This is a genomic window from Candidatus Borkfalkia ceftriaxoniphila, from assembly GCF_004134775.1.
In the GTDB taxonomy this organism is placed as follows: domain Bacteria; phylum Bacillota; class Clostridia; order Christensenellales; family Borkfalkiaceae; genus Borkfalkia; species Borkfalkia ceftriaxoniphila.
Map to the genome: position 1 here is coordinate 354,522 of NZ_SDOZ01000002.1, position 19,682 is coordinate 374,203.

The following is a 19,682-nucleotide window of genomic DNA, read 5'->3' on the forward strand; positions in this document are numbered from 1 at the left end:
CTCCTCCCAGACTTAATATCTCTGATCGATTTTTTCAATATAAGAGGTAGCCCAAAGACGTTCTTCCTGCTTATAATTTTCCTCAAAGAATTTTTTATAATCCTCTTTGAATTCGCGGTATTTTTCTACAATAACCGCATCTTCTTTTTGATTGCGGATATCGCCCCGCATCAGATCGTCGAACCGTTTTAAAGCCCTTTCGATCTTTTCCGTATTGCCTTGAAAAACAGCTACGCGCGCATCGTATGCCGCAAGGCTCTCTTTAAAGTAATAATACTGACCGTAGCAAGCACGCATAACGCGGTCCATATCTTCGATCGTCTCTTTCAGATCGGTCATTCTATACTCGGCTTTTGCCAACGCCTTGTTCATCAGATCCACCATCTTTTCAAAACGGTTTGCCGCCTGTTTAAATTTGAGCGCAGCATTTTCCAGCGCCCACGGGTGGTAACTGATATCATGCGTAATCAAAAAGAAGGCTCTGCGGTCGCTCTCCCATGCGGGGGTATCGGCGTGAACGCCTTGCACCATGGGCACGTTAAAATCGTGTTTGGGAGAATATCCGCAAATATTCGAATACAGATACACAAATTCAAAAGGAATAAAATCCGTTGCCGTTTCGGCGATTTTCCACGCCGAAACCAGTTCTTCCGCGCAGTTCTTACCGTAATGCAACGCCGTACGGCGCAGAAGCGTATCGGTATCCGCCTCGGGATCTTTCAGATATTCAGTCAAAAAGATCATATTCGAGGAATATTTTTCAAACGCATAGCCGTAATGTTCTTTGATGCCAACGAACGTGGGAAGTTTTTTTACGATATCGATTTGACGCTTAACCAGCGTGGGACAGGCTACGCGCTGCAACGGGACGCCCGCGACACCGGACCCCGCGGATTGAATTTCTCCGATGATCGGAATATTTCGTTCTTCGGCGATCGCGCCTATGCCGCGCACCCAATAGTTATCCAGATTGTTAAAATACGATTCGCTTCCGGCAGTGTTGATCATCAAGCCGAAATTGTTCGGTTCGATCTTATACAAAACCTCCGCGATCTGTCCCAGCGAAAGTTCCCAAGGCTGCCACCAGAAAATACAGTTCGGGTTGACTTCCGCCATTTTTCTTTTAAAAGCGTTGATAAAATCGGGCAGTCTTTCGTCCAACGGAATACCTGCGCAGTTGGGACAACTGCCAAACTCGCTGCATAGCCAGGCGTGCTGATCGTACGTATAGAACATAAAATCGTCGATCTCTGGACAGGCACGCATCAGTTTTTCCATCATCGCCCAGTTATTGCGCATGGTTTCGTCTTCGAGTATGCACGCGGGCGTCATATACGGCGTAATGTTTCCGTCGTGCTTAGACATCAACATTCTGGGCATCCCGAAATGCGGCATTCCCTTCATTCCGAATTTTTTCAACTGCGCCACGCGGTACTGAAACACCTTGATCATCTCGTCGTCCATATGATCCAGATTCAAAGGTTCATTCCCCGGGCGCCCGTTCCAGGCTATATTCAACTGCGCAAAATTCATACCCATGTCTTTGAGGGTCTGCATTTGCTCATCGCTCCACTCTACGGCAGGCAAATCAGGATTTCCCACCATTCCTCCCACATACTTAAATGCCGTCATAACATTTTTCTCCTTAATTGATTTGTTTAAAATTTAAAACGTGTTCGGGAAAATCCATTACCCCGCCTTCGTTCAAAATATTGCAGGAAAAGCATTCTTTGCCTGTTTCGCGCCATAATTTTATGACGAGATCATTTTCGCCGCACTTCATTTTCGCACGATTGATATGTAAATTTTCATAAGTGAAAAAGGTATTTTGGTGATTTTCCGCCAATTTTTCGCCGTTGAGCCAAACTTCCGCGCGCCCTTCGCAGCCGCACCAAATCGCACAGATGCAATCGTTCCCGAAGTATAATTTTCGGCGAAGATACAGCAAACACGGCCCGCGGTATCCCGTCAATCGTTCGGAATACAATTTATCCGTATACACAATCACCTTTTGATTGGAAAACGGTTCTCCCCGCGAAATGCGTAAGGCAAAATCCCGTTCATCTTGCAGCGGAATCTTATAATTCAAATGGTAATCGCGGATGCGGTCAAAACGCTTGTTTTCGTCTTGCTCCCCTGCAAAATGTCCGTAATAATTTTTTCCCTTTTCAAAAACAATGTGCTCGAACGTATCGAATATCGGCGCCGATACCTCAAAGATCACGGGCGGAGCAAACCCCAACGGAATACAATCGTCTTCGTCGATTCCGTCAGCGGTTTCAAAAACTATTTTCCCGCAAAGATCAGCCGGCGTTTGCGGCGCCTTTTCAAGCAAAACTCCCAAGGTAAGCAAGTATCCGTCCCCCTCCTTTTCCGTGGAAAAGAACACGGTTTTCAAACGGTCATTTTCATAAAAAAATTCGCCCGTTCTTCCCTCGGGAACATCCGCCCGTATCTTTACCGTTTTCATCGTATCGAATTCTAATACGGGATCGTAATCGACGAGTTCGTATAAAACGCTTTGCTTACAAATTTCGTGAGGCAAGGGCGCATTTACGATTTTAACGCCGCTGCGGTCTTCGTCGTTAAAAGATGCGCCTTTTTGCGCGACCGCCTCCGCAAACTTCGAAACCTTGCCGCTGTAATCGGGGCAATTTACCCCCAAAACAAGTTTGACCTCATCTATCCCATACTTTTTCTGCAAAGCCGAAGCGCCGTGCACGGCGCCCCATACCGCCGCGACGATACCGCCCGTACAGTCTGTATCGAAACCGAGGCGCACCGTCTTTTCGATCAATGTTTCAAAATCGTTAAAGTACATTTTTAGCCCCGCAACGATAAATGCGAGATTCTGGAACACATTTGTACAGTCCGGATGACCGAACTCCCGGATAATTTTTTCGCGCAGCGCATCAGGATGTGACGTTTCGTCACACCAAGAAGATACCGTTTCCAGCATAAGGCGGAACTTGCTTTCCTGCGGCACCTGCTCCGTAGCCAACCGAATGATCCTGTCGATATCCGAATAAACAAAACTGTAAGCGATGAGCGAAGCGACAAAATATTCCGAATAAATCGATTCGTTGGCGTGATCCATGCAGCCGTCGAAATAAGCATATTTTTTCGCCGTCAGCGGATCGTTTGGGAACAGACAACCCCAAAGTTCGCCGCGGATACAACAGCCCATTCCTTCATGATAAAACTCATTGTTAAACGTACCTGAAATCGGGGGAAGAATCCCCCGTGCATAATTTTTCTTAAAAATCGCATATTCGCCAGGCGAATAAGGGCAGCACTTCAAAAACAAATTCGCCAGCATATTCGCATTGAACCGCACTCCGAATTTTTCGACCGCTTGAAAAAACAGCACTTGTAAATCGAGGTCGTCGTTAAACAGCATCTGATCGATGCCCGAAAGATCGATCGGCACGTCGATGATTTCTTTCGCGCCCTCATAGGGCGCGCCGACCAATCCTCCGATACTCACGCCGAGATAACAGCCATAGACCTTATCGAGATATTCTTTATAATCTATTTCAAACATACAAAATTTCGTATTCTCCTAACCTTTTACCGCTCCCTCCGCAACGCCTTGGATCAGAAAGCGATTGACAAAAAAGAACAGCACGATCATCGGCAGCATACACAGCGCCGCAATGGCATACAGTCTTTCCCATCGCGTTCCCTGCCCGATCATCCTGCCCATAGCGGTATTCAACTGCGTCATCAACGACCATTTTGCCGAATCCTTGGAAATGACTAACGGAGTAAACGTAGTATCGTTCCAGATACTGACGGCCTGCACGAGTACGAGCGTTGCGCACGTTGCGATTGAAAGCGGAAAAAAGATACTGAAAAACTGCCTATAATATGAACACCCGTCAATTTTCGCCGCGTCTTCCAATTCCGAAGAAGCGCCTCCGAAATGACCGTTGAATAAAAAGATGCTCATCGGCATACCTGCGGCAACGTACAACACGATCACGCCGGCATAGGTATCCGTCAGCCCGAGATCGGAAATCAGCCTGATCTGCGGATACAGAGCAGTGTACGTAGGCAACGTAATGCCCATTACGATATAAATATAGATGATCCGTTTGAACCGGCTCGGTCTGCGCGCGATCGTATAACCCGCCATCGCACCCAACAATACGATAAAAAACAGCGAAACGCTTTCGAAAACCAGATTATTGAGCAACAGACGAAAATAATTGAAACTCTCGACCGCATATTCATAATTTTTCAGCGTCCAAGGTTTTGGAAGCGACAAAGGATCTATTATAAACTGGAAAAAATTTTTAAACGAGTTTATGTAGATCATATACATCGGGAAGAGCATGAAAACTGCCATACATAAGCAAAATAAAGTAATCAGTATCGAACAAATTCTTTTTTTTGTAAAAAATTTCTTTTTCGTTTCAATGCTCGTCGGCAACGTTTTCTCAGTCATGTGCGGTCGCCCTCCTCGATAAAAGTTTTTGCGTAACCGATACCAATACAAAAGTAAACGCCGTTACGACCATAGACATGGCGCACCCCAAACCAACCTTTTGCGAAGCGATCGATAGTTCTACGATCGCCAAGTTGATCACCTTTGTAGATGTGCCCGGCCCGCCGTTTGTAAGCAAAGCAATCATATCATATTGTTTTAAACTGTTTATCAGCAACAAGATCGTATTGACCATCAGAGCGGGGCCCATCAGTTTCCAGGTGATGTGATAAGTACGTTTCCAATAGCCTGCCCCGTCGAGCGTTGCCGCTTCATAATATTCTGCGGAAATGCCCTGCATCGTTGCCAGGTAAATCAATGCCGTTTGTCCGACCTGATACCATACTCCGGTCAAGACGATGACGATCATTGCCGTATATTCGTTTCCCAGCCAGTTCGTCGATAAAAATCCTAATCCTATCTGCATTAAAATTTTATTCAGCGAACCCGTTTCGTCACCGACGGTCGGCGCATAAAACTCTTTGAAAACGAATCCTACGATCAAGGGAGAAACCAACATCGGAATAAAGAAACACACGCGCATAAAACCCGTAAATATGCTTTGCCGATTTAACATCAGCGCGATAAAAAAAGCCACAAACAACAGCGTAACTGCATTTAATGCGGCATAATAAAAAGTTACGGGAAGCGTTTGGAACAAATTTTTATCCCGAAACATTTCGGCATAATTTGCAAATCCGACAAAATTATAATTGGTCCCGATACCCGTCCAGTCCGTAAACGAATAATACAGCGACGTAAAGGCGGGATAAACCGTAAACACTGAAAAAACGAGTATGGCAGGAAGCAAAAAAACTGCCTGTGCAAATTTATCATTGAACACGATTTTGTCTTTTCGGATAAATTTATCCCATTTTTTTCGTCTATCGCTTTTTTTTCGAGAATCTATACTTGTCTCGCACTCGGATGCAACAGTGATCTCTTTTGCCATGCTTACCTCCAAAATGGGCGACGAAATGATATTTCGCCGCCCGATCGTTTCTTCTTATTTCCACAAGCTCGCTAAATAATCAAGGTGCTCATTCAAAACCTTCATTTTTGCATCTTTCCCGCCTTTTTCGCTGACGATATCCAAACATTCGCCCATTTTATTCTGCACGTCGAGCGGCCATGTTGTCCACCCCCTGGAAGTATCATCCAAATAAGTGCCCAGTTCAGTAATGCAATCTTTGGCTTCTACCTCTACTCCGGAATAAGGAGATAAACTGTTGATGATTCCGCACACTTCACCGTTTACGGCAGGATGCAAAAAGAAATCCAGAAATTCCAAAGCGGCGCCTTTTTCTTTTTCGGAAAGTTTTGCGTTTACGGCAACCGCTTCGCCCGCGGCAGCAAGAACCGAACCATCGTTATCAGCACCGGGGATCGGGAACATTCCGTAATCCAAAGAACCGCCGCTCTCTTCGATCAATTCGTCGATAACGGCGAGATCCCAACCGCCCAAACGCATCATCGCCGTTTTTCCGAGAACAAACTGCGCAGCCGCTTTACTCATGCGGTCGATCGTGCCGCAGGTTTCTGCATTGTAATATCCTTTTTCTGCCCAATCGATGAACAGTTTTTCGTAAATTTCGACCATCGTATCGTTTTTGAAATTCATCTGGCCGGCCGAAACCTTTGCATCGAAATCGGGAGTTTTCTGATACAGAGAACTTAAAGCCATGAGGTAAATCATATTGGCGGAACAGTCATTGCCCCAGATCATGGGATAGGATAGATTCGTATCCGTTTTCAAAACGTCCATGATACGCTCGAAATCAGCCATATTTTTGGGGGGCTCAACATTGTTGCGCTTAAAAATAGTTTTGTTGTACGCTATACCCATAAACGCCATATTGACAGGAGCAATATAGAGTTTATCGTTCGTGACGCACGAAGCGTAGGCATCCTTATTCATGCGCTCCATCCATTCGCCTTTGTAATCGGTCAAATCCATTACCCATCCCGAATTGACGTATTCGGGCATAGTTGCTCCAGGCCACATGGTATAAAGTGCGGGCATGGTATTGGTCTGCATTTTTGTATTCAAACTCGTAAGATGAGTAGAAACAGGAGAAAGCGTTACCGTTACCTTGATTCCCGTGCCCTCCGAAAAATATTTTGCCATATCTTGAATGGCTTTGTCGGCATCCTGCCAAAAATGCATAAATTCAATTTCCGTGCCGGCATATTCGCTTTGCACCAAATCCGGATATTCAATTTCTGTTTTTCCACCGCCATCTTTATCTGAGCCGCATGCCGTAAAAGCAAGCAGCGCTAGTATTGATGCCAACGCAAGAAATATTGATATGATCTTTTTCATTTTCAACCCTCCGTTGATTATTGATAATTGCATTATAATATGTACACTATCAACTTTCAATAGGAAAAAAGTCCTTTTAATTAGGAAATCTGAACCTAATTATCCTTATTGCACCCAAAACTGCGCCGAAAACAATATAAATCGATCCTTTTCTTGATTCAAAATATCTATACTTTATTTGATATTCGAAAAGCAAGTAATTTTTCGAAAAAAAACCGCTTAATCATGCCGAAATACGGCTTAATTTTGCGGTCTATAAAAGTATACTATAACTATGAAAGCATTAAACAGCGAATTCTTTAAGGACGATGAAAAAATAGCGGTGATCGCTTCGGTATGGAAACCCGAACTGAAAAAGCACAGCCATGATTTTTTTGAGATTACATTTATCACCAAGGGGAACGGATATCATGTTATCAATAACAACCATCATACCATCAAACAAGGAAACCTCTTTTTAATTACGCCCAAAAGTGAACATAATTTACTCCCCGCAAACCCTTCCGAGGCGTTTGAATGGATCAACGTTTTGTTCTTTCCTTCCGTCATCAGCACTTCGCTCATCGATATGGTGGACACGACGGATATTCTGAAAGTTTTGATTTCGTCGGAATCATTGCATTATAACACAAAAGAACTCTCCGATATCGAACTGCAAAACGATGCGCAGGAATTCCAACATATATTCGAAGAGATGCAGCAAGAGTTTCAAGCGAGAAAGGCGGGCTATCAGAACCTTTTAAAAGGATATTTAGAAATTTTATTGGTTAAAATATTCCGCGCTTATTTTTATGATCCCACCTCGGATACCGAAATATCGCAAAAAGTTTTAAATTATCTCCGAGAAAAATCCTTTCAGAACGATTTGAATCTCGAAGAACTTGCCAAACGTACGTTTTACAGTCCGCAATATTTCCGAAAATTATTTAAATCCAAAACAGGCATTCCCCTTTCTACCTTTATTCGCCAAAAACGCCTTGACTACGCAAAACAACTGCTAGAAAACACAGATCTTTCCATCAGCGGCGTTATGGAAAAAGCGGGATTCAATGATACGAAATCATTTTATGCGGCCTTTAAAAGTGCCTACGGCGTGACGCCCGCAAACATGAGAAATAGATAGATTTCAAGAGCCTTTGCCGACAAAATCGGCAAAGGCTCTTGAAATCTTAAAACTTAAAATATTTTTTTATATTTTCCGGTTTATCTTCCAGTATTTTTTTCAGCAATGCGAGCCCTTCGCGGGATTTAGCCGTCGGAAAATAGTGTTCTACATTTTGCTTTTCGTTAAATTCTATAAACTTTTCAGCATTGATTTTATCCCGTACTAACAACGCGCGGATCTTGTCCGCATTTGCTTCGCCAAGAGAATATTTCTCCAACAGGTCGCAAAGATTCATATAATTGCGGCGCGATGACAGAATCAAATAAAAATACGTTACAGCATTTTTTTGCATTGCTATTTCGCCGTTATCCAATTTATCTAACTGCCCGAATAACTCCAAGGCTCTTTGCGCGTATGAAAGCGCCAACGCTATGCGTTTATCAAAATCGCGCTTCATATGCTCGGTCAAAAGTTTTGTATCTTTTACGATCTGGTAATACGAACGCCGATTCGCCTGCCATGAAGGCGTATGCCACGGCGTCTGCATTGCAATAAAGAAAGGAACTTTCCCCCAATATGCAGGATCATACGGCTGCAAGTTGGAAAATCGGAATACCCAACTGATATCCCACGGCGTCATCAACAGTGCTTGCGACGCATATTCCCATGCTTCGATCAGTTTTTTTCGATCGTCTTCCAGTTTGACGATATCCTCAGCTATGGAATTAATGCAAATGTCGTAATCGTCGCTTTCATCCCTCAACAACAATTTTGTCATTTTTTCATTGACAGACATAAACGGTACGGCAGTTCCGAAATACTCTTTCATGCCTGTAACGCCCTTCACCAACTCCAACGACTTTATCTGTTCATACACAAGCCGCGGACATGGATATCCACCGATGGGTCCCAAATCTTCTCCGCTGCCCGAAATGAACATCTCCACGATAAATTTCCGGTTTTGCCGCTCGCATATCATGCCCATGTTGCGCAACCAAATATCAGGAAGATTGGAAAAATAGACTTCATAAATGGTCGAATGACACGAAACGGCGATATCGCGGTCAAGACTTTCCAAACACAGATACACCTGAGAGGCGGAAAGTTCCCAAGGTTCCCACCACATTTCGAAAGATGGCTTGATCTGTTTGCAAAATGCATTGATCTCGTTTAGAAATCCGGGTAAACGCTGTTCCAGCGGGATCCCCTTGCAACGGGGGCAGTCTGAATCCTCATCGCATACTTCTGCCAATTCGTCATAACTGTATACCAACATGCCGTCGATATCGGTTTTTTCGATCACCTGCTTTATCAGATCTTTGTAATAAGCCGAAGTATGTTCCGACAAGATACACGTTACGTTATCTGCGCTGACCGTACTGTCCGTCGCGCCTTTTAAAACCGAATATTCTTTCGGCAACTTAGAATAATCAACATAGATCGGCAAACCAAACAAACCGATGGCGCGCAGCCCGCATTTGTGTACGTTTTTCACACGCCGAATTATGTTCGCGCTGTTTTCGGCAACCGTTTCTGGGTCGCTAAACAAAGGAAATTCTTTGGATACGGAAAGATGCTCCAACGTAACAGCATCGATAAACGGTCGGGACCACGCTATATTGATCAATACGGTATCCACTCCGTAATCTTTCAGTTTTTCAATCGTCTTCGGACTGTAATCCCGAAATTCTTCGCTGTAATACACAGGATTACCTATCATTGTACAGTAGTTATATTTTTTAGCCATTTCTCAATGCCTCCTAATTTTATAATACCATTTAAAACTGCTGAAAACAATAGGATTTCTTTCCAAGTTTTTAATTATTTTAGATCAATTTCCCTAAAACCGCGTATCATCTTTTATTAGTATCCAAATCGAAAAGCATAAACGGCTTTTCTTTGCCCAAGTTCAATCATCAGAAAGGTTTTCGGTGGTAAATAATTCCGATTGAAAAAATTCAATAACAGAAATATTCAGTCCTCGGCAGATATTTACGATACTTAAAAAACCTGCACTTTTCGTCCTTCCTTTCATAATGTTCGAGACGGTAGAGTGAGGCAACCCGCTCTGCATTGAGTGTTTATATTTAGTAAGTCCTTCCTTTTTCATCAATTCCTTAATTCGCTCAAAAAGCGCTTCATACGGCTCCATAAAATATAACCTCCTCTTTAGTTATGTTTGTTATATTTTACTATGTCCGTATTTGGGCATATGACCTTATTTTGTCAATTTTTACCAAGAGATAATTTTTGCTTGCAATTTTTTAAAAACTATATCATCGCTCAGAGATTAGGCGTCACACCCCTGTGATAATGAGGATAAACTTTTTTCAAAACAAAAATACCACAATATATAGTGTTAAAATAAACAACAAACACTATATATTGTGGTTTTCGGATTTGGTGGAGTGCCTATATCGTAAATTGAACGTGATTTATTATCCAAACAGAAAAGAGGTCTTGAGACCTCTTTTTATATATAGGATTTAATTCAAAATATTATTTTTATCAAAAAGCGGTGAGTTGAAAAAATCTTGCAAAGTTACTTCTAATCCGTCGCACACAGCATAAAGCGTTGATAGTTTTACTGTATTACTTCTTGTCATTGTTGCAATGGTTGAATATGGAACGTTTCCGTCTTTCGCTACTTTATAAATGCTTTTATCATTTTTATTGGCTAATTCTACTATTCTTTTATAAACTGCGTCAACTAATTTCATAGTAATCTCCATTATATTGCTATATCAATATAATGCTATTATACACGATACTATTTTTAAAATATATTGGCACACCAACTATATTGCTTGACCGATATATTTTTGTGCGTTATAATATATGCAACATCAACTGCAAAGTAATCAATCGCTAATATTATCAAATAAATTATCGTCAAAAAATTGTTTAAGAGATATACCCAATGTATCCGCTATTTGATATATTGTATCTATTTGTGTAGTCTTACGTTTTGCTCCGATAATTACATTTATTGTCGACCTTGGAATGCCCCCTCTTTCTGATAACTCATATTGAGTCAATCCGCGCTCTTTTAATAAGTTATCAATTCTTTTACCAATACATTCAATCAATTTCATTTTTTTTACCTCCGACGTTCATCACAATGAACGTTTATAATAGTAGTATATATCAAACAACACAAAATAACGTTTACCAGAATCAACGTTTTATTAAATTTTTAAATCTACTAAATAATTTTAGGAGAGAAACTTAATGACAACAGCACAAGCCGTGGCGGAACGTTTAAAAATTTAATGCAAGCAAAAAACATTGCCATAACCGATATATGTGAAAAATGCAACTTATCACAATCTACAATTTATAAAATTTTAGCGGCTAAACAAACCTCGGTAGAGATACACACACTACATCAACTTGCAAAAGACAAAAAGGCTCGGGGTAAGCGAATACACGGAATTTTTTTTAACAGATATCATTTTTGAAAACGAAGATATCTATTTACTGTTTGACAACGGCGATAAATTGCTTATCAAAAACGGAGAAATACTCGAAAGGGAGGAAGAAAAACTGTTTGCATGGAACGCGGATATCCCCAACAGCGGTTGGAGCATGGTGATTGCCGCCGAGTTGTACCGCACAGACAAAAAATTTGAAATACATTTTTTAATGGAAAACAGAAACGAATATGAACGTTATACAGTATGGTACTTGACATTCCGAGGAACGGATATACAGGAAATCATAACCCCAAATAATGAATTTCGGTTCAAATAATTTAATAAAAATCAGTACTGAAAAAGACGCTTTCGAGCGTCTTTTTTTTCATGTTCACAGCAAACGGAAATCGCGGGAAAAGTCCGAGATAAGGTAGGTAAGTGACGATGGGACGCGTGCTTGTCTTGATACAAGTACGGCGGCTACGCTGACGAGGCGGCAGAGCCGCCTCGTCACCCGCTCGCTGCGCTCGCGGGCGCCTAAGACAAGCACGCGCCCCAAACAAAGCAACAACGCAACAGCGGAACGCACAAAAAAAGCGCGGCGGCGCGGGGTGGCGCCGCTAAACCGCTCGGCGGTCACTCCCGCGCATACCGTCGCGCATACTTTTTTATTCTGCTGTTCCCCCCTTTTTTTCGCAAATGGCAGTAATACGTGCGCTTGTCTTTTATACAAGTAAAGGAATAAAAGTCTTTTGAAAGCCCTCGGAATTTTGTCCGAGGGCTTTTCTCTTTTCCCCAACCGTATATCTGCGGGAAGAGTACGAAAAAAAACGATATTTAATGAAAACAATCCGATTGATAATGGTTTTTGTACGGGAACAGTCCGTACCAATTTGAATTCGTTTTTGATATAATCTGTCCATAAAGATTTTACGGACAGGGAAAGAATATGAAACGACAGGATTTAACTTATATCGCGGGGAATGACTTGTATATAGCGCCTTTATCAGATTGCGAAACAAATGCCTTTTTCTCCGCGGTATTGGCAGAAATAAAAGAATTGAGCAAAGAAGAAATGGAAAACAATCCTTTTTGTCTTTCGTCCGTCGGAGCGTAAACGAAAACACCCTTTCCGTCAAGGGTAAAATACATTGCCTGCGGCAACCCTTGACGGAAAGACAACACACGGACAGATAAGGGAAAGACTTTGCGTTTCCGTTTCGTCCGTTTCCGTCGAAAGACAAAAAACAATTCAAAGGAGTTATGTATCATGAAATCAGCAGTTATCTATGCACGCTATTCCAGCGCAAGCCAGACCGAGCAGTCTATCGAAGGGCAATTAGACGTTTGCAAAAAGTATGCACAAGACAACGATTTACAAATCGTCGATACCTATATCGACCGCGCCATGACAGGCAAGAACGACCAACGCGCCGCATTTCAAAAGTTATTGTCCGACAGCGAAAAGCCCGTAACGTGGGAAATCGTGCTTGTATATGCAATCGACCGTTTCGGCAGAAATTCCATTGAGATAGCCGTCAATAAACAACGCTTGAAAAAGAACCGTAAAACGCTTATTTCCGCTACGCAACGCACCTCGGAAAATATAGACGGCACCAAGAACCTTGACGGCATTTTACTTGAAAATATGTATATCGGGCTTGCCGAATATTATTCCGAAGAACTCTCCCAAAAGATATTGCGCGGGTTGAACGAGAGCCGTAAGAAAGGCTTTTACTGCGGCGGGGGCGTGCCTTACGGGTACAAAGTGGTTGCCCGCAAAATCGTTGATGATGCCGAAAAAGCCGATATTGTCCGTTACATATTTTCGCAATATGCCCTCGGCGTGTATGTGCCTACGATTATCAAAGCCTTGACGGAGCGNGTTTGCGCCCAATACCGTGTACCATATACTGAAAAATGAAAAGTATCTCGGCATTTACCGCAATAAAGGCGAAGAATACGACAATATCTATCCGCAAATCGTACCGATTGAAATTTTCGATAAAGTACGGGCAAAAGTACAAAAGAACAAGTACGGCAAAAGGAGCGTACAGGTAACATACCTATTGCGCCATAAACTGAAATGCGGATATTGCGGACACCCGATAAGCGCGGAAAGCGGTACTTCCTCAAACGGTGAAGTGATACACTACTACAAATGCCACGGCAGAAAAAAGTATCGCAACGGTTGTGAAAAAACGGCATTACGCAAAGAGTTTTTGGAAAACTTTGTACTTGAAACTATCCTGCGCGAACTCTCCAAGCCCGATACAATGAACAAGGTCGTTGACGGGCTTATGCAGATACAGGAAATGCAGAACAAAGAAAGCCCGATACTCAAAACATTGCTTTCGGAAAAGCGTCAGACGGAAACGGCATTGAACAACTTGATGTCCGCTATCGAACAGGGTATTATCTCCGCTACGACAAATAAGCGTTTGCACGAACTCGAAAACAAACTCACGGAACTCGAAAGAAATATATTGATAGAACAGAGCAAAACAAAGATAACCCTATCCGAAGATAAGATACGGAAATATTACGAACAGGCTTTACTGAAAGAGCCGCAAATGCTGATAAACCTGCTTATAAAGCAAATCGTATTGTATAACGACAAAATGATAGTTTACTATAATAGCCCTATACAAACAAGCCCCGACGGAAACAGTCAGGGCTTTTCTTTTTACGATGAAATTGCTTTCATGCCTTATATCATACAGAATAAACCTACACCCGCAATGCGCGCGATACGAGTGATCTTGACCGTATAAGCGGCGGCTATTTATTCCACGGTGCTCTTGACGCGAGCCTCTCTCGGAGCGTGTTTGAGGGCAAATACGGGCGAAACCATGCAACCCCGCACCCTAAACAGGGTACGGGGTTTTGGTTTGCCTTCGGCGGAAACAGCCTAACACGCTCCGACTCGCGTCAAGAGCCTTTCGCGGCATAAACCGCCGCCGCTCACCGTTACGGAGATTTACTCGACCGAAAGCATTGTGCGCCGTAAATTGCCGATTTCGAGCCTTAAACGCGATTAAACGGCTTTCCGCGGCAAAAGAAAAAACCTAAACCAAACACCTTTTTGAGATGTTCAATTTAGGTTAAACGTGGTGGAGATGGCGGGATTTGAACCCGCGTCTTACCTGTTTTATTCACGCTTTCTACATACTTAGTTTGTCTTTGACCCTTGCCGCGCGTGAAAGGCAAACAGACGCGCGCGGCCGTGGACCGCTGAATACAGCGCACGCGTCACGGTCAAAACGCGTACAGCCGTTCCCTGTCTGAAAATGATGCCCGCCGCCTGCCGACAGGAAACAAGCGGAGAACATACGCTAATTAAGCAGCGTAAGCGAGACGATTATTGTCTGCGTTTAAATTTAAAGGTATCGTTTTAACGAAGCCGAATCCTTCGGTATGCTTACAATGAACGCCACAAGCAATCGAAACCAGTTCATCCCCATGGCGCGGCGAAACCGCCGCTTCTTTACAATACTATTATACTACGTTTCCGTGAAAAATGCAACTTTTTAAAATTGAAAGGGCGTGACCTGATAGACGTAGTAGTTGAGCCAGTTGGTATAGAATAAGTTGGCTGCGCTCGTCCAGGTGACGTTGACCTTGCGGCGCTCTATATCCGCGAAATAATTGACGGGCGGCTTGATAGGCAGGCCGCGTTTCAAATCGCGCTCATATTCGTTTTTGAGCGTGTCGCGGTCGTATTCCATGTGCCCCGTAAGGAAGATCTTTTTATTATCTCTGGATTTCGCGATGGACAGCCCCGTATTTTCCGATTCGCTTAAAATAACGAGATCCTTCTCCTTTCTCACCTTTTCGATATCCACGGTGGTGTGGCGGGAATGCGGGATATAAAACACGTCGTCTATGCCCTTCAAGAGCGGATCGTGCTGTTCCAAAACTTTTTTGTGCGGAAAGATCCCGAACAGTTTTTCGGGCAGCAGTTCCTTGTCGATGCCGTAATAATGATACAGCGCCGCCTGCGCGCCCCAGCAGATGAAAATGGTGCTCGTCACGTTTTTGTCGGCGAAATCGAAAATTTGTTTCAACTCTTCCCAATAAAGAACTTCTTCGAACGGCAGCGTTTCCACGGGCGCGCCCGTGACGATCATGCCGTCGAAATGTTTGTTTCGGATGTCGTCGAATTTTTTGTAAAAGCGGTCGAGATGTGCCGCGGCGGTATTTTTACTCTTATAGGTATCGGTGTACAGGAGCGTGACGTTGACCTGCAAAGGCGAATTGGACAAAAGGCGCATAAACTGCGTTTCCGTTTCCACTTTCGTGGGCATGAGATTCAGAATAGCGATTTCAAGAGGACGGATATCCTGCTTGAACGCGCGTTCGTCGTGCATGACGAAAATATTTTCACGTATCAGAGCTGAATAAGCGGGGATATCCTGCGGAATGACGATAGGCATGTTTATGCGGCCTCCTTTGTTTAAATTTTTTGCAGAGCCTGTTTCAGATCTTCGATGATGTCGTCGGGATTTTCGATTCCGACGGACAGACGGATGAGATTTTCGGGAACGCCAGCCGCGGCGAGTTCCTCTTTGGAAAGTTGCCTGTGCGTGGTCGAGGCGGGGTGCAAAACGCAACTTCTGGTATCCGCCACGTGCGTTTCCTGCGTGACCAGTCTGAGCGCTTCCATAAATTTCGCGGCATCCTTCACGTTGCCTTTGACGCCGAAACTCAGCATGCCCCCCTGCCCGTCCGGCAGATATTTCCGCGCGAGCGCATGGTATTTGTTATTTTCCAGCGAGGGATGCAGCACCCAGTCGATCTTGTCGCTTTCGGAAAGGAATTTCGCAACTTTTGCCGCGTTCGACGAATGGCGCTCCATGCGCAGCGCCAGCGTGTCGCAGCCCAAAAAACTGATAAACGCATTCTGCGGGCTCATGATCGCACCCATGTCGCGCACCAACTGGGCGCGGCATTTGTTCGCAAAGGGTGCCGCGGGCAGATCGGCGTAGACCAGACCGTGATAACTCTCGTCGGGTTCGTTGAACGAAACGTAGCGGGGATTTCCCTTAAAACCGAAATTCCCGCCGTCCACGATGACGCCGCCGAGCGCCGCCGCGTGCCCGTCGAGATACTTGGAAGAGGAATGGATCACGATATTCGCGCCGAATTCGAAAGGACGGCAGAGCGCGGGCGTGGCGAGCGTGTTGTCCACAAAGAACAAAACGCCGTATTTTTCGGCGATTCCCGCAATTTTCCCGAAATCGAGCACCTTGATGGATGGATTGGCGACCGTTTCGGCGAAAATCATTTTCGTCTTATCGTCGATGAGTTTTTCGATCTCTTCGGCGGGCGCGTCCACGTCGAAAAAGCGGCATTCGATGCCGAGTTTGGGCAGCGTGACGGCAAAGAGGTTGAAAGTGCCGCCGTAGATCGCGGAGGACGAAACGATGTTGTCGCCCGCGCCGCATACGGTGAATGCCGCGAGCGTGGTCGCGGACATGCCCGAGGCGCAGCCGATGGCGGCGACGCCACCTTCCAAAGCCGCCACTTTTCCCTCGAACGCCGCCACGGTGGGATTGGCAAGGCGGGTATAAAAATAGCCGTCGCTCTTCAAATCGAACAGATCCGCCATATCCTGCGTCTTTTCGTAAACGTAGGTCGTGCTCTGTACGACGGGCGGGATGCGCGATTCGCCCGTTTTCGGCTTGTAACCGCTCTGCACGCAGAGCGTATCGATTTTATAACTCATAAATTTTACCTCGCGTAAAAAATTATTTCAGATATTCTTTGATTTGCCGCTCTTTTTCGCGGACGAGATCCTTTTCCTGCAACGATTTTTTCTTATCAAACGTGTGCTTGCCGCGGCAAAGCCCCACTTCCACCTTGACGAGCGCCTGCGAAAAATAAATTTTCAGCGGCACGAGCGTATAGCCCTTTTCGTTGACTTTGCCGGAAATTTTGGCGATCTCTTCCTTGTGCAGCAAAAGTTTTCGGTCGCGCCGCGATTCGCGCGTGTTGAACGCGCCGCTCTTGTCGTACACGGCGATGTGCATATTCTTTAACAGCACTTCCCCGTTCCTGATAAAGCAGAACGAATCGGATAAATTGCAGTTGTTTTTGCGCAGCGACTTGACCTCGCTGCCTTCCAGAACGACGCCCGCCTCATACCTGTCCTCGATGAAATACTCGAAGGACGCCGATTTATTAACGGATATGATTTTCATGATACACTCTCTATTATAGCACGTTCAGTTCTCGTCGGCAAGAACAAATTCGCATTTGCGCGTCCCGATATCCGCGGCGGCAACTTTGATCTGAATGGGATCGCCGATTTTAAAGGAATGGGAAAGCCCTCTGAGCAAAAAGCGCTGTTCCACGAACACGTAATCGTCCTTGGGCAGATTTTCGATGCGGATAAGCCCCTCGATGGTGTTGGGAAGTTCCGCGAACACCCCGAACGAGGTCACGCCCGAAACGACGGCGGAAAAGGTTTCGCCGAGATGTTCGCGCATATACCAGGTCTTATATAGTTCGTCCACGTCGCGCTCGGCCTCGTCCGCCCGCCTTTCGCTCTCCGAACAGGAAAGCGCCGCGCCGTACACGAACCGCGAAAAGGTATCCGCCGCCTCCGCCGCGCGCCCGTCCAAGACCATTTTGACGAGCCTGTGCACCAACAGGTCGGGATAGCGGCGTATGGGCGAAGTAAAATGGCAGTAACAAGAGGAAGCCAACCCGAAATGCCCGCTGTTTTCGGCGCTGTACCGCGCCTTGGACATGGAACGCAGCATCACGCGGTTGACCACGTGAAAGAGCGGACCGCCTTCCAGTTTATCCAGAATTTTGCCGTATTCGCCCGGGCGGACGTTGTCGGCGTGAAAATTCGCTTTGACGCCCAGTTCGGAAAGGTACGCCTTGAAAGATTCCGCCTTTTCCTCGCTCGGCTTTTCGTGCACGCGGTAGATGAAAGGCATTTCGAACCGTTCCATAAATTCCGCCACGGTTTCGTTTGCGAGGATCATAAATTCTTCGATGATCTTATGCGCGACCGTGCGCTCGTACTCTTTCACCGAAACGGCGCCGTCCTGCACCGTGACGGCAGCCTCTTTCACGTCGAGGTCGATACTGCCGCGCGATTTGCGCTTTTTCATGAGGATCTCGGCGAGTTGCCGCATTTCTTCGAGCATGGGGAGCAGAAATTCATATTTTTCCGACAGTTCCCGATCGCCTTCCAAAATTGCCGCCACGTTTTTATAAGTCATGCGCGCGGAAGAGCGGATCACGCCCGTCACGATCTCGCTGTCTTTGACTTTGCCCTTTTCGTCGATCTTCATCAGACAAGAGAGCGTGCAGCGGTCTTCCCCCTCGTTCAAAGAACAGATGCCGTTGGAAAGTTCCTCGGGCAGCATGGGGAGCACCCTGTCGGGGAAATAGACGCTCGTGCCGCGCTTGTAAGCCTCGGTATCCAGCGCACGGCCGCGGCTGACGTAGTGCGTGACGTCCGCGATATGCACGCCGAGGCGATAGTATTTCCCTTCGCGCCAGACTTCCACCGCGTCGTCGAAATCGCGCGAATCGTCGCCGTCGATGGTGATGATCAGGCGGTCGCGGAAATCCCGCCGCCCGCCGACTTCGACCTTTTCCGCGGAAACGCGCTTTGCCTCGGCGAGCACTTTATGGGGGAATTCTTCCGCCAAATTTTTCGAACGGATGATGGCGTCCTCCTCGCAGGAAAGATCGCCGCTTTGCCCCAAAACCTCGGTAATTTCGCCCACGGGTTCGCCGCCCTCGGGATAATTCAGAATTTTGATCAGAACCTTTTCGCCGCTGTACGCGCGCACTTTCGAGCCCGCCACGCGCACGTCGTTAAAAAAACGCCGCTCGTCGGGCTGTACGTACCCGCCCTTCTTTTCCTTGAAATAGGTACCCACGATCTCGGAATAGCCGCGGCTTACAATGCTGTAAACTTCTCCCTCGTCCCCGCGCTCGCCGCCCACGCAGCGGGCGAACACGGTGTCGCCGTGCATGGCGCCGTGCAGGGAGCGGTGCGGAATGAACAGATCGCCCTCTTCGCGCACCAGAAAGGCAAAGCCGCGCTCGTTGCCGCGCAGCACGCCTTTGTACAGTCCGAGCGCCGCGGGCAGAACGTAGCGGTTTTTCTCGTCGCGGACGATCGCGCCCTCCTCTTCGAGAGAACGAAGGACGCGGTTTACCGCCTCACGCTCGCTCTTTTGCGTGACGCCCAAAAGCCGCGCGATCTCGCGCGCCGTCTTGTATGTGAATTCGCCCGAAGCGAATTTTTCTTCTATCTGCTGTGCAGCGGTCATAAATTCTCCTGAAAATGCCAATAAAAAAGACGGCTACTTACACAAA

The 19,682-nt window shown here is 45.7% G+C and carries 19 protein-coding genes and 1 other RNA gene; 6 read left to right on the plus strand and 14 right to left on the minus strand.

Features of this window, described 5'->3' with window-relative positions; genetic code table 11:
- Positions 1 to 12: 12 nt before the first annotated feature.
- The 5 genes from ESZ91_RS01715 to ESZ91_RS01735 all read right to left on the minus strand — a co-directional run bounded on the left by ESZ91_RS01715 (position 13) and on the right by ESZ91_RS01735 (position 6,812).
- Positions 13 to 1,632, minus strand: a complete 1,620-nt coding sequence (locus ESZ91_RS01715) for a hypothetical protein (RefSeq protein ID WP_129223497.1) — start codon at positions 1,630 to 1,632, stop codon at positions 13 to 15.
- Between the two features lie 13 nt (positions 1,633 to 1,645).
- Positions 1,646 to 3,544, minus strand: a complete 1,899-nt coding sequence (locus tag ESZ91_RS01720; protein ID WP_129223499.1) for an ADP-ribosylglycohydrolase family protein — start codon at positions 3,542 to 3,544, stop codon at positions 1,646 to 1,648.
- Positions 3,545 to 3,562: 18 nt separating this feature from the next.
- Positions 3,563 to 4,321 carry a carbohydrate ABC transporter permease gene (locus tag ESZ91_RS01725; RefSeq protein WP_161971002.1) on the minus strand — a complete coding sequence of 253 codons (759 nt, stop codon included), beginning with the start codon at positions 4,319 to 4,321 and terminating at the stop codon, positions 3,563 to 3,565.
- A 121-nt stretch (positions 4,322 to 4,442) separates the two neighbouring features.
- Positions 4,443 to 5,300, minus strand: coding sequence for a carbohydrate ABC transporter permease (locus ESZ91_RS01730; RefSeq protein ID WP_161971003.1), 858 nt, complete (start codon positions 5,298 to 5,300; stop codon positions 4,443 to 4,445).
- Positions 5,301 to 5,495: 195 nt separating this feature from the next.
- Positions 5,496 to 6,812, minus strand: coding sequence for an ABC transporter substrate-binding protein (locus tag ESZ91_RS01735; RefSeq protein ID WP_161971004.1), 1,317 nt, complete (start codon positions 6,810 to 6,812; stop codon positions 5,496 to 5,498).
- Positions 6,813 to 7,086: 274 nt separating this feature from the next.
- On the opposite strand from ESZ91_RS01735, the gene ESZ91_RS01740 reads away from it, so the two are divergent.
- Complete coding sequence (locus tag ESZ91_RS01740) at positions 7,087 to 7,935, plus strand: helix-turn-helix domain-containing protein (protein WP_129223507.1); 849 nt, start codon at positions 7,087 to 7,089, stop codon at positions 7,933 to 7,935.
- A 46-nt stretch (positions 7,936 to 7,981) separates the two neighbouring features.
- On the opposite strand, the gene ESZ91_RS01745 is transcribed toward ESZ91_RS01740, so the two are convergent.
- The 4 genes from ESZ91_RS01745 to ESZ91_RS01760 form a co-directional block, all read right to left on the minus strand.
- Entirely contained in the window at positions 7,982 to 9,664 is a 1,683-nt protein-coding gene (locus ESZ91_RS01745; RefSeq protein WP_129223509.1) for a hypothetical protein, read from the minus strand.
- A gap of 162 nt (positions 9,665 to 9,826) precedes the next feature.
- Positions 9,827 to 10,069, minus strand: a complete 243-nt coding sequence (locus ESZ91_RS01750) for a helix-turn-helix domain-containing protein (protein ID WP_129223512.1) — start codon at positions 10,067 to 10,069, stop codon at positions 9,827 to 9,829.
- 334 nt (positions 10,070 to 10,403) lie between these two features.
- Complete coding sequence (locus tag ESZ91_RS01755; protein ID WP_129223514.1) at positions 10,404 to 10,637, minus strand: helix-turn-helix domain-containing protein; 234 nt, start codon at positions 10,635 to 10,637, stop codon at positions 10,404 to 10,406.
- A 141-nt stretch (positions 10,638 to 10,778) separates the two neighbouring features.
- Positions 10,779 to 11,012 carry a helix-turn-helix domain-containing protein gene (locus ESZ91_RS01760; RefSeq protein WP_129223516.1) on the minus strand — a complete coding sequence of 78 codons (234 nt, stop codon included), beginning with the start codon at positions 11,010 to 11,012 and terminating at the stop codon, positions 10,779 to 10,781.
- 177 nt (positions 11,013 to 11,189) lie between these two features.
- Here ESZ91_RS01760 and ESZ91_RS11865 point away from each other — a divergent pair, with 177 nt between their 5' ends.
- The 5 genes from ESZ91_RS11865 (at position 11,190) to ESZ91_RS01780 (ending at position 14,107) form a co-directional block, all read left to right on the plus strand.
- Positions 11,190 to 11,378 carry a helix-turn-helix domain-containing protein gene (locus tag ESZ91_RS11865; RefSeq protein WP_129223518.1) on the plus strand — a complete coding sequence of 63 codons (189 nt, stop codon included), beginning with the start codon at positions 11,190 to 11,192 and terminating at the stop codon, positions 11,376 to 11,378.
- A 40-nt stretch (positions 11,379 to 11,418) separates the two neighbouring features.
- On the plus strand, positions 11,419 to 11,670 hold the full coding sequence (locus tag ESZ91_RS01770; RefSeq protein ID WP_129223520.1) for a hypothetical protein: 252 nt from the start codon (positions 11,419 to 11,421) through the stop codon (positions 11,668 to 11,670).
- Between the two features lie 612 nt (positions 11,671 to 12,282).
- Positions 12,283 to 12,450 carry a hypothetical protein gene (locus ESZ91_RS11545; RefSeq protein ID WP_154071819.1) on the plus strand — a complete coding sequence of 56 codons (168 nt, stop codon included), beginning with the start codon at positions 12,283 to 12,285 and terminating at the stop codon, positions 12,448 to 12,450.
- Between the two features lie 153 nt (positions 12,451 to 12,603).
- Positions 12,604 to 13,257: a recombinase family protein gene (locus ESZ91_RS01775; RefSeq protein WP_129223522.1), complete on the plus strand. Its 654-nt coding sequence runs from the start codon at positions 12,604 to 12,606 to the stop codon at positions 13,255 to 13,257.
- Positions 13,235 to 14,107, plus strand: a complete 873-nt coding sequence (locus tag ESZ91_RS01780; RefSeq protein WP_129223524.1) for a recombinase zinc beta ribbon domain-containing protein — start codon at positions 13,235 to 13,237, stop codon at positions 14,105 to 14,107. The genes ESZ91_RS01775 and ESZ91_RS01780 overlap by 23 nt, the downstream gene beginning before the upstream one ends.
- 337 nt (positions 14,108 to 14,444) lie before the next feature.
- On the opposite strand, the gene ssrA is transcribed toward ESZ91_RS01780, so the two are convergent.
- From ssrA to rnr, 5 genes are all read right to left on the minus strand, one after another.
- Positions 14,445 to 14,795: a transfer-messenger RNA gene (gene ssrA, locus ESZ91_RS01785) on the minus strand.
- Between the two features lie 68 nt (positions 14,796 to 14,863).
- Complete coding sequence (locus ESZ91_RS01790; protein ID WP_129223526.1) at positions 14,864 to 15,769, minus strand: homoserine O-succinyltransferase; 906 nt, start codon at positions 15,767 to 15,769, stop codon at positions 14,864 to 14,866.
- Positions 15,770 to 15,789: 20 nt separating this feature from the next.
- Positions 15,790 to 17,061: an O-acetylhomoserine aminocarboxypropyltransferase/cysteine synthase family protein gene (locus ESZ91_RS01795; RefSeq protein WP_129223528.1), complete on the minus strand. Its 1,272-nt coding sequence runs from the start codon at positions 17,059 to 17,061 to the stop codon at positions 15,790 to 15,792.
- 22 nt (positions 17,062 to 17,083) lie between these two features.
- Complete coding sequence (gene smpB / locus ESZ91_RS01800) at positions 17,084 to 17,536, minus strand: SsrA-binding protein SmpB (protein ID WP_129223530.1); 453 nt, start codon at positions 17,534 to 17,536, stop codon at positions 17,084 to 17,086.
- Between the two features lie 24 nt (positions 17,537 to 17,560).
- Positions 17,561 to 19,636: a ribonuclease R gene (gene rnr, locus ESZ91_RS01805; RefSeq protein WP_129223532.1), complete on the minus strand. Its 2,076-nt coding sequence runs from the start codon at positions 19,634 to 19,636 to the stop codon at positions 17,561 to 17,563.
- Between the last annotated feature and the right edge of the window lie 46 nt (positions 19,637 to 19,682).